Source organism: Sphingomonas carotinifaciens (assembly GCF_009789535.1).
GTDB classification, from domain to species: Bacteria; Pseudomonadota; Alphaproteobacteria; order Sphingomonadales; family Sphingomonadaceae; genus Sphingomonas; species Sphingomonas carotinifaciens.
This window is the reverse complement of record NZ_WSUT01000004.1, coordinates 1-9468: the sequence shown is the minus strand read 5'-3', so window position 1 is coordinate 9468 and position 9468 is coordinate 1. Positions and strand designations below refer to the sequence as shown.

The following is a 9468-nucleotide window of genomic DNA, read 5'->3' as shown; positions in this document are numbered from 1 at the left end:
TACCGCCCTGGCAGTCGAGGAGCTAGACGGCGCGACGTTGAAGGCGCTGGCGGCATCACGGATGGACCCCCGCCACGACCATCTCAACGCACTGATGGATTAAGCCTTTGTCGCTTCCTACCCCGGAACCGGGTCTGGTCATTCCCTATGCCTATCTGTGGCGGCACGAGCATCGCAAGGGACAGGAGGAAGGACGCAAGGTCCGCCCCAGCGTCATCGTGCTGTCGGTGCAAAGTCCAAAGGGCGGTGCCCCGCGCGTGACGGTCGCACCGATCACGCACACCCCGCCCGCGAAAGACGGGGAAGCGGTCGAGCTGCCGCCTCGCGTCAAACAGGCGCTCGGCCTTGATGACGATCGCTCCTGGATCGTGCTGGATGAAGTGAACCAGTTCGCCTGGCCGGGCTATGACATTCGGCCCGTGCCTGGGAGCAAGGATCGCTTCGCCTACGGCTTCATCCCGCCCAAGCTCTACGATACCGTCATCAGCCGTATTCTCGAACTGGCTGCTGCGCGCCGCGTCACCGAGATTCTACGCGACTAACCTGCCTACCGTCCAAACCCGATATCGTGGTCGTGTTGCCGGTCCCGCTGTCGATCACGCTCGATCTGCGGTTGATCCAGCTCGGAGCCGGTCTGCTCGCGGCGGGGTGACTGGTCGATTGCCGGCAACCCATCGAATCCATCGCCGGCGCTGGTCTGCAACCCCGCCCGCATTGCCCTCGCCGCGCCCTGGACGAAGCTCGACATGCTCTGCGCCAGATGTTCGACCCGCTCCCGAGCCTGGCCGGTCCACTCCCGTATCCGCTGCTCGCCATACTCGATGTAGTAGGCCAGCCCCCGCTTCTCCATGATCGCCTCGTTCATCTGCCCGCGCGGGGTGACGGCGTGCGGCTCCTCACCGGCTGCGATCTGCTCCCGCTCGGCGCGCCGCTCGATCGCGGCCGACGCATGGCCCATCTTGACCGTAGGCTCGATATCCAGCCCCTGACGCTCGTAGCTGCGATGATCGACCCGCTCCGGCACCTGGGCGTGTTCCAGCGCGTCGTTGACCATGCCCGCCCATCGCTCGCGGATCGCCTCCACTTCGACCGAGGCGGTCGTGCGCACGTCGAGCTGGCGCGTCTTCGCCCCCAACCCGTCCGCCTCCGCTACCCGCGTCGTCGTCATGACGTGGGCGTGGTGGTTGCGATCGTCGCCGTAATCATGGGGGGCGTGGATCGCCGCATCGACCGCCACCCCGTAGCGGTCGCACACATCCTCCGCGAAAGCACGAACCAGGTCGCGGCGCTGGCCGGCGTCCAGCTCGGCCGGTAGCCCCAGTTCGTATTCCCGCGCCACCTTGGCGTCCTTGCGCTTCTCCGCCGCCTCTGCCGCGTTCCACAGCGCGGAGCGGTCCTGCGCCCACTCCGCGCCCTCCGGGGCGACGATGAACGCATCCTCGACGCCGCCCCGCCGCGTGTAGTCGTGCACCAGGCCGTCGCGCTCGTTTTCAAGATATGCGCCGGCCCGGTACGCCGCAGCGGCGACCGCGCTGCGCCCGGTCGAGCGCGACACCGATTTCACCGCCAGATGGTAGATCGCCATCGCTGCGTCTGCCTTCTCCAACGTGGTCCAGCGGCGTTGCGCTGGTCGGGGTGTGGGGCGGAGGCCCCGCTGTCGCATCGCGACATGGGTGCAGGGTGTCCCTGCCGCACGCATTACGCAGTAATGCTAAAGTGCGCCCTTGTCTCCTACCGTCGCGTCGGGTGGCTTCGTTCGTTGGGTTGCGCTATACTCGCTTCGTATTCGTGCTTTCACGCGGGGAAGGTATGGCGGCACCCACACGCGAATCTATCGAGCAGGCACAGAAGCGGGTCGATCAGGCAAAGGCCCGTCTCGCCGCGCTCAACGCCCGTGTCGCTGCCGAAGGTCGCCGCCTCGATACCCGCCGCAAGATCATCCTCGGCGGGCTGCTCATCGACGCCGCTACCAAGGACAAGCGGTTCGCCGGCATCGTCTCCGAGCTGACCCACCGCATCAGCCGGGATCAGGATCGCAAACCGTTCGAGGGATGGACGCTGCCCGGGGAGGATAGCTGATGGACCGCGATCGGGAGGACGACCCCCGCCGCCTGCTCGAACAGGCGCGCCAGCTCCATGAGTCCGGACGCGGAAGGGGAATGGCGCGTGGTGGTGGCCGGACCGATCCCCCGGCCGGGAGGTTCGATCCCGCAGAGTTCGACACGCCCCCCGATCCGCCGCCCTCTGCCGCCGGTCGCGCGCGCGATACCGCCGACGCCGCCCAGGCGCACAGCTTCTTCTCCCACCTCGACACCAACATCCAGCGCGTCCTCGCCGGCTTCGGCACCCTGCGCGACCTGGTGGCCGACGTGCGCGCCAGCCTGGCCGATGCCGCCGCCAGGGACGCACAGCGCGCCGAGGACGAGGAAGCCCGTGACAAGGCCATAGCGGCCCGCCTGGTCGATCCTGCCGCCCTGGAGGCCCGTGCGGAGGCCGGAGCGCGTCGTGGGGCCACAGACGGCCTTGCCGGGGCGGGAGAGGCCCTGCGGCGTCGGATCGACGCTGATACGGCCGCGCACGCCGCCCTGGCCGATCGTCTCGCCGCCGATGCCGCCGATCGCCGGGCCCATGAGCAGCGCCGGCGCCGGTGGGACAGGTGGTGGAACGGTGCGCTCGCCGCCTTCGCCCTGCTGGTGCCGATCGCCGGGGGTTACGGCTACTACCTGGGTAACGGGGCCGGCGAGGCATCGGGCTATGCCCGCGCCCGTGATGAAACGGCTGCGGCGAGCTGGGCCAACACTACCAACGGCAAGCTCGCCCGCCGCATCGATCAGGCCAGCGAACAGACCATTCCCGCCATCGCCGCCTGCCCCAAGGATCACGGCTGGAAACGCGAGAAGCGCGACGGGGCCTACTGGTGCTTCGGTGCGAACCCCGACGCCAAGACCTACAGCGGGTGGCTCCTGCCATGAGCCGGGTGGAGGGCTACATAAACAAACACCGGCCGAGATACTCTCGGCCGGTGCATTACGGTCCCTTACGGGCTAAAGACCTGCTCACTTCTTCTCGTAGTGGTGATTGTTCAGCGAGGGAGGGAAGTTCTCGCCCTTGTCCACCTTCCGGTCATAGCTCGTGCCGGCATATTCGTTGTTGGTGTCGCGGTACTGACCGTAGGTGCCGGTTTCCGGGCAATTCTGACCGGACCAATATTTCGCTGCCATCTATTTATCTCCTCTCCCGAACAGACGGGGAACATAGATTGGTATCCGGAAGGCTGGCGTCAAGAGGGCAGCATGACTGACAACCGCACCTGGCAGCTCGTCATGGTGGGGGACAGCCTGCGCCGCATTACGGTCGACGCGCAGGCCGACATGGCCCGGTTGCTCGACCTCGATCCCACCATCCCCCACTTGACCGTCGAGGTCGGTGGCGCGTCCGTCCACGTCGCCCGCGACTGGCCCAGCGATCGGGTGGAGGAAGCCGATCGCTTGATCGACCGCATCGCCGGTTCGGGTATATCCGCGATCGTCGTTCATCCCCGACAGGATCGCCCACCCCGGCGCGTGACGGCCGGCGAATGATCGCACACCGTCCTCGCCCCGACTCCTCCCTCGCCGAGCCTGCGGCCGTCAGGCCGCTCTTGTGACGGCGTAGCCGGCACGCATCTTCGGCGCATCGGCCGAAGGCCGATTCCGCTTGTCGTCATGCAACGCCAGCCTCGCGCGCCCGCGATGATTCTAGATTCTACTGATTCTATGATTCGTGGTTAGCTAGCCCATTGATCTAGAACGCATAAACGCCTCGACCTACGAGGAATGGGGTGCGCAGATACGAGAAATGGGGTGCTGACCTACGAGAAATGGGGTGCCCAGTTACGATGAATGGGGTGGGGTAACCTGATCCAGAAATGAGGTGCGAATAGATATTGCTTCGTAACTCGTTTCTGACGCACTTTGAGCTATGTCAGATGGCCCTTCCCTAGGTCGCACCATGAAAGCGGCTTCCACCGCTTCGGTCCGAGACGGTCATGCCATCGTCAAAGCTGGTGAGTTCATCGAAGCTCGGTTTGGTGCCGGCACATCACCCTCCCTTGCCGCTCGCAAAACCTTGGCTCTCCTGATCGCCAAAGCTGCCGGCGAGGCTTGGCGACCAGGCTCGCATGTGATCGCCAAGCGTGAGCTGCGAGGCAGCCACAATGCCAATGATCGGATCCAAGACACGCTGGCCGAGCTGATGGATGTGAAATTCCAGATGTCTTCGACCTCGGCTCAGGGACGTGCTGCTACCCTTACCGCTGCTCTGCTGGCGTGGACCCTCAACGAACACGCGGAAGATGGACGAGCTACCGTCGAATGGGAGTTCACGGCACCAGCACGGGCTATTCTGCAGGGGAGCGACTACTACGCCCGATTGAACCGGGCGGCGCTGCTCGCCTTCCGATCCAAATATGCCATTACCCTCTACGAGATGGGTTGCCTGCTCGCTGGCCGTCGCGAGCCTCGATGGTCAGGTACGATCGAGGAGCTGCGGGAGCGGGTAGGCGTAGCTCCCAAAACACTGCTCAACTTTTCCGACTTCCGTCGCTTCGTCCTCGATCTGGCGAAGGCCGAAATCGATCAGCTCGCCGCCTTCACGATGGACTGGTCGGAAAAACGCGGGGCGCGGGGCAAGATTACCCACGTCACCCTCACCTTCACCCCGAAAGACGACGATGCCACTGACGCCGCGGCTGATGAGGCAGGACGCCATAGCAGCGGTCGAAAGGCTCGCCGGGAAGGGACGACAGAAACCATCGTCGATACTGCTAGCCTCATCGCCTCGGCGGCTTCTCGCCTGTCGGTTTCCGACACCCTGCGCTGGCCGGCCGACGATCAGGTGAACGAGTTCAAGACCCCGGAGCTTCATTCGATCGGAATGGCCCTAGGCGGTGGTCACTCCGTGCAGCGACTAGCGGATCAGTATGCCCGCGTGCGCCCTGAACAGCGCCGTAAACTGGTAGGGGACGCTCTCAAGGCAGACTGGACGAAATGGGTTACGGGGTGTGCCACCAAGTGGGGCAGGGTCTAATCGTTTCGCTATCTGACCGTTTCTGCTAACGGGTTAGCGGATCATGTTTTGAAACGATCCGCAACAGGGACCAATAAGATGGCTTACACCCTCGGAGAAGCTGCGAAGGCGACAGGCATCAGCAAGGCCTCCATATCGCGGGCCATTAATAGTGGTCGGATTTCCGCGACAAAGAAGGATGATGGCTCTTTCTCGATTGAGCCAGTCGAATTGCACCGGGTGTACCCTCCCAAGTCAGCCGCACCAGTAACCGAAACGCCTGCTGAAACGCTTCGCAACGGCAATGCTGACACCCGTAACGGGTCAGATTCCAATGTGTTGCAGGCTCGTCTTGATGCTGCCTTGGAACAGTTGCGCGATCGGGACGGCACGATCGATGATCTCCGCCGTCGCCTCGATCAATCGGACGAGGAACGGCGTGAGGCTCAAGCCCGAGTTATCGGACTGCTGACCGGACCCGGCCCCACAGAATCCAAGCGAGGGTTCTTCGGTCGCCTGTTCGGCCGCACTGACGAATGACAGCAGGATCAATCGCCGTTGCAAACGTCACATAGGGAGAAGTCATCGGTGACCACTCCTGCGCCCGAGCTGAACGGGTTGCCACAATGCCCGCAGGTTGGGGATGCAGCATAGTCGTCATCCGTGGCTTCCGCTGCACGTCGATCGGCATGCCACTGCTGCTTTTCGGCCTCGGTAAACGCCATTTCTAATCTCCTTGCGTAACCGTACCCGGCACCGGTTTAACGACTTGTTTCTAGCTCGCTCGATCATCAGCCTTGCTTGCGCGACAGCCGCGATATCGTCGCCTGATCGACCCCGAGCAGAGCCGCGACGGTGCGCTGCGTGTCGCCCCTAGCGAGCCGCTGTAGCGCCTCCGCCTGCTGATGGGGAGTGAGGGCAGCACGCCGGCCGAACTTCACCCCACGCGCCTTAGCCTGGTCGCGACCGACTGCGGTGCGCTCCACGATCCGCTGGCGTTCCCAGCTCGCTGCGATCCCCAGCACGGCGATGACGACCTCGGCAAACTGCGAGGTCGTATCCACCATCGGCTCCGCGATCGAGCGGAAGCCAGCCCCTGCCTCCTTCACCGCGTGGAGGATGTTCAACAGGTCACGGGTGTTGCGTGCCAGGCGGTCGGTGGCCGTCACCATCAGCACGTCGCCGGCATCGAGCGCGCCGATCGCGCGCTTGAGCTTCGGCCGCTCGGCCGACGCGGCGCTGGCCTTCTCCTGGTAGACTTTCACGCAGCCGGCAGCGAGGAGCTGGGCGACCTGCTGGGTGAGGTCCTGCCCGTTGGAGGAGACGCGCGCATAGCCGTAGATCATGCGACCATTGTGCATCGGATATATGCATCACGGAAGCGCCCGGATTTCTGCCGTTTCCGGCGTGATGCAGAACCTATGACTTTCGCATCGCCCCGAGTAAGAATGGCAGAGAGCGGACATTGCTTACCCCTAATCTTGGCACGGGGTTAATCTATGCTTAGCTAATTAGATCGGCCTACCAATAAGTACGGTTTGCTGAAGCATTTTTTCGCCAATATTGGCAATGTGATGCCGAACACCTTCAACCACAAAAGTCAGCTTACGCCCGTGCCAGTAATTAAGCTCTACTTCGTCACCAACGCTGGGCAAGGCTGACAGTCCAGGTAGTTCTATTTTTTCACGAGACCCATCAACCTCAATCTCAGCAGATACAAGGAAATACTCTGACGTAATCACTAGCTTACACTCCCTAAAGGCTGTGACAAAAATCCAAATTCAAATACCAAAGGCCGTAGTTTTGTACCGAGCGCGGCATAGGCTGCCTTGAACGCGTCGAAGTCCGTTAGTTCGGTATCACCATAAGCTTCGAGGGCGCGGCGGACTTGGTACCAGCCGACATCCGGACGGTTGAGTTTGAATTCTTCGCGGATTTTACGCGGAAAGCTGATGGCGTGGTAGCGCTTCCACAATACCCGCCCCGCGTCGAGCACTGCTCGCGCTTCCGCCGAAAAGATCATGCCCGCCATGTAGCGGACCATGAAGTCGGATTGAAACCGCCCGCTCACTCCGACCTCGCCTTCGGTGAACGGGATGAAGTGATTGACAAGGGACCAGTCGCGCTCGTTCCAGCGAAGCCCATCAGCCCCGGCGGTCAAATTGCTGCCGTTGAACAGCATCCAGACCAAGCAATCGGACTTAAATTCGTCGGTCAGCGCCTCGGAGGGTTGCAGGAACTGGTCGCGGTCATTGAGCCAGGTTGGCTTAATAAGGCGGCGGACCGCGAACACGATGGCGGCTTGCCAGAGGTTTTCGGAAGTGACGAAAAGCCCGTGGCCACCGTTAAAGCCGGACGAGAACAATGCAGTCTTGGCGGCCTGCTGCAAGTCGTTGCTGTTGCACCACATATAGGCGATGGCATCGTCCGACCACCTGGTCCCTCGAAGATCCTTCGTGGCAGTCGCAGTAGTCAGGGCATTTTTCAGCGGCACTACCTCTTCGCGGTTTGAGCGTGGCCGGATGATCCAGTCGGTGAGTAACTTGCGCCCCGTGCTTATAATGAACGTCTTCTCACCGACCTCTTTGCCCTCTTTGTTGAGTACGCGTGTGTCAATATTTGCTACTGACACATTCACAGCAGTATCCCACATCAAAAAAGCTATTGGGAAGTTCCCGGGAACGCTATCAAATGCACGACTATGGACAACGAAGCCTCCTAGAAATTTTGCCTTCCACGTTTCTCTAAATTTCTCTAAAGTAGGAGAAATTACGTACTTTAGTGTAGAAAACATCGCTAGTGTTGATGTAGGCAACTCTAAATCTATTCGTGCCACGAACTGGGCAAATAGCTCATTTGTGGCCTTCCCATAGTCGGCTTTTAGACTTAACGCTAAGCGAGTTTTAGCAACTTTTGCTTTGGACCCTGAACCATCCGAAGCAACGCCTCTTGTAGTGTTGTCGTTGGTAGCCTCCGCATAGGGCGGATTGATTAGCACTAAAATCGGCTTCGCGCCCTTCCGGCCTTCGCGCGCATTAGTAATCGCCTGCCGCAGCGCCGTCGGCAGCTTACCCGACAGCGCATAATCGATCTCACCAAAATCAGTGATGTCGTCGTTCAGGTAATCGTACTGAAATATCTCCGCCCCCGCGAACGCCGGATTCGACTTCATGATCGTCACATCGGCCTGGTCGAGCGTGGACATGAAGACATTGCGTAGATTGCTGTGCTTAGCTTCCAGATTGCCAACACCCGCACACATGTCCCACACGATGTAACGGTTTTGCCAATTCTCTCCTAGCGTGGCACGCAACTGGTCATAGGCTTTATCAACGATGTTTAGCGGCGTGTAATACGCGCCCTTGAATTTCTGTTCATCGACGGGAAGCAAGCTGTCGCGGCGTTCAAGCAGATAATGGCGATGCTGCTGTTCGGGCGGCCGGTGGTAGATCGCCCAGAAGTTACGATAGCCGCGCTCGCTCGCTAGCTCGTACTGCTCAGTCCCTAGGATGAAAACTGGCTTGTCGCCACTGAACAACAGGCGCGCGCCCGCTGGCCCCTTCATCGCCTCTCGCTGGCCGTCGTGCATGATGTCGGCGAAGAACAGTACGGCGTAATCGGCCTGGTTCTTCACGCCGAGCTCGCTACCGATCATGGCGACCCAGCGGTCGAACACCTGCCGCAAATTGTCGGGAGTGATCGGCGTGCGGATGATGCGACGTTCACGGATTGCGTCCTTGACCGCCCTGACGAACGCTGCCTCATCATGCGCGATTTCATATTCGACGATGTGCGTCTGGACGTAAGGCGCGATCTGTGCGGCGAAGTCCTTGCCTGCCGCCGAGCCTGATTTGGGCCAGACGAGCGCCTTATCGTCGAGCAGCGGCAGCGCCTTTTCGGTTGGCATCAGTGCCGCCTTTTCGCGATCGATAACGGCAAGGAACGCCGGAATCGCCTCACCACGCTTCTTCGCCGCGCGGATGTAGACAAGGAGCTGGCCGAACATGACGATGGGTGCGGTCGGGCTGTCCTTCGCCTCGAACCAGACCTCTTCGGTCTGGATGTCGACCAGTCCCTTGAAATAGCCCTTCAGTCCGAGAGCCGCGATGTAGGCGTCCTTAACATCCTCCTCGGTTTTTGCCCGTGCGAGGGCCGTTAATAAGGTCACCTGGATTATCTCCCCCCGCGCAAATTGGCACCGGCAGGCACCATTGCGAAAAACGCGCGTTTTGTGTATCGCTCTAATGCCAAGGAGGGCAAGATGACACAGGTAGCTGCGACCGAGTTCGCCCGTAATTTCGGTCGCTATCGCGAGGAGGCCCAACGCGAGCCAGTCGCTGTGGTGACGCACAACCGAGTGACAGGCTATTTCGTGTCGGCGCGCGACTATGACGAATATCAGCGCCTCAAGGCAACGGCTCC

Annotated in this window: 12 protein-coding genes; 6 read left to right on the top strand and 6 right to left on the bottom strand. The window is 61.4% G+C overall.

Annotation, left to right across the window (positions count from 1 at the left end):
* Nucleotides 1–107: 107 nt before the first annotated feature.
* Nucleotides 108–542 carry a type II toxin-antitoxin system PemK/MazF family toxin gene (locus GQR91_RS02010; RefSeq protein WP_149683651.1) on the top strand — a complete coding sequence of 145 codons (435 nt, stop codon included), beginning with the start codon at nucleotides 108–110 and terminating at the stop codon, nucleotides 540–542.
* 5 nt (nucleotides 543–547) lie between these two features.
* Here GQR91_RS02010 and mobQ read toward each other — a convergent pair whose 3' ends face one another.
* Complete coding sequence (gene mobQ, locus GQR91_RS02005; RefSeq protein WP_149683652.1) at nucleotides 548–1585, bottom strand: MobQ family relaxase; 1038 nt, start codon at nucleotides 1583–1585, stop codon at nucleotides 548–550.
* A gap of 224 nt (nucleotides 1586–1809) precedes the next feature.
* Between mobQ and GQR91_RS02000 the strand changes: the two genes are divergently transcribed.
* Both GQR91_RS02000 and GQR91_RS01995 read left to right on the top strand, forming a co-directional pair.
* Nucleotides 1810–2079 (top strand): mobilization protein, encoded by a 270-nt coding sequence (locus tag GQR91_RS02000; RefSeq protein ID WP_149683653.1) that lies wholly within the window; start codon nucleotides 1810–1812, stop codon nucleotides 2077–2079.
* Nucleotides 2079–2972 carry a hypothetical protein gene (locus GQR91_RS01995; protein ID WP_164727727.1) on the top strand — a complete coding sequence of 298 codons (894 nt, stop codon included), beginning with the start codon at nucleotides 2079–2081 and terminating at the stop codon, nucleotides 2970–2972. The genes GQR91_RS02000 and GQR91_RS01995 overlap by 1 nt, the downstream gene beginning before the upstream one ends.
* An 84-nt stretch (nucleotides 2973–3056) precedes the next feature.
* Here the strand turns inward: GQR91_RS01995 and GQR91_RS19080 are convergent, their stop codons facing one another.
* Complete coding sequence (locus GQR91_RS19080) at nucleotides 3057–3221, bottom strand: hypothetical protein (RefSeq protein ID WP_162853784.1); 165 nt, start codon at nucleotides 3219–3221, stop codon at nucleotides 3057–3059.
* Nucleotides 3222–3293: 72 nt separating this feature from the next.
* Here GQR91_RS19080 and GQR91_RS01990 point away from each other — a divergent pair, with 72 nt between their 5' ends.
* From GQR91_RS01990 to GQR91_RS01980, 3 genes are all read left to right on the top strand, one after another.
* Nucleotides 3294–3581, top strand: a complete 288-nt coding sequence (locus GQR91_RS01990; RefSeq protein WP_149683655.1) for a hypothetical protein — start codon at nucleotides 3294–3296, stop codon at nucleotides 3579–3581.
* Between the two features lie 409 nt (nucleotides 3582–3990).
* A complete protein-coding gene (locus GQR91_RS01985) occupies nucleotides 3991–5067 on the top strand; it encodes a replication initiation protein (RefSeq protein WP_149683656.1) in 1077 nt (358 codons plus the stop codon).
* 78 nt (nucleotides 5068–5145) lie between these two features.
* The gene (locus GQR91_RS01980) at nucleotides 5146–5586 is read left to right on the top strand and encodes a DNA-binding protein (protein WP_149683657.1); all 441 of its coding nucleotides are present in this window, start codon (nucleotides 5146–5148) and stop codon (nucleotides 5584–5586) included.
* Between the two features lie 8 nt (nucleotides 5587–5594).
* Here GQR91_RS01980 and GQR91_RS01975 read toward each other — a convergent pair whose 3' ends face one another.
* From GQR91_RS01975 to GQR91_RS01960, 4 genes are all read right to left on the bottom strand, one after another.
* Nucleotides 5595–5771 carry a hypothetical protein gene (locus GQR91_RS01975; protein ID WP_160146874.1) on the bottom strand — a complete coding sequence of 59 codons (177 nt, stop codon included), beginning with the start codon at nucleotides 5769–5771 and terminating at the stop codon, nucleotides 5595–5597.
* A gap of 66 nt (nucleotides 5772–5837) precedes the next feature.
* On the bottom strand, nucleotides 5838–6407 hold the full coding sequence (locus GQR91_RS01970) for a recombinase family protein (RefSeq protein WP_249042504.1): 570 nt from the start codon (nucleotides 6405–6407) through the stop codon (nucleotides 5838–5840).
* A gap of 150 nt (nucleotides 6408–6557) precedes the next feature.
* A complete protein-coding gene (locus GQR91_RS01965; RefSeq protein ID WP_149683658.1) occupies nucleotides 6558–6788 on the bottom strand; it encodes a hypothetical protein in 231 nt (76 codons plus the stop codon).
* Complete coding sequence (locus GQR91_RS01960) at nucleotides 6788–9214, bottom strand: hypothetical protein (RefSeq protein WP_149683659.1); 2427 nt, start codon at nucleotides 9212–9214, stop codon at nucleotides 6788–6790. Before GQR91_RS01960 ends, GQR91_RS01965 begins: the two co-directional genes overlap by 1 nt.
* Nucleotides 9215–9468 lie beyond the last annotated feature (254 nt).

Coding starts and splice junctions, on each gene's coding strand:
- GQR91_RS01980 (WP_149683657.1), top strand. CDS start 5,146: ATGGCTTACACCCTCGGAGAAGCTGCGAAGGCGACAGGCATCAGCAAG.
- GQR91_RS01975 (WP_160146874.1), bottom strand. CDS start 5,771: ATGGCGTTTACCGAGGCCGAAAAGCAGCAGTGGCATGCCGATCGACGT.
- GQR91_RS01990 (WP_149683655.1), top strand. CDS start 3,294: ATGACTGACAACCGCACCTGGCAGCTCGTCATGGTGGGGGACAGCCTG.
- GQR91_RS02000 (WP_149683653.1), top strand. CDS start 1,810: ATGGCGGCACCCACACGCGAATCTATCGAGCAGGCACAGAAGCGGGTC.
- GQR91_RS19080 (WP_162853784.1), bottom strand. CDS start 3,221: ATGGCAGCGAAATATTGGTCCGGTCAGAATTGCCCGGAAACCGGCACC.
- mobQ (WP_149683652.1), bottom strand. CDS start 1,585: ATGGCGATCTACCATCTGGCGGTGAAATCGGTGTCGCGCTCGACCGGG.
- GQR91_RS01970 (WP_249042504.1), bottom strand. CDS start 6,407: ATGCACAATGGTCGCATGATCTACGGCTATGCGCGCGTCTCCTCCAAC.
- GQR91_RS01985 (WP_149683656.1), top strand. CDS start 3,991: ATGAAAGCGGCTTCCACCGCTTCGGTCCGAGACGGTCATGCCATCGTC.
- GQR91_RS01995 (WP_164727727.1), top strand. CDS start 2,079: ATGGACCGCGATCGGGAGGACGACCCCCGCCGCCTGCTCGAACAGGCG.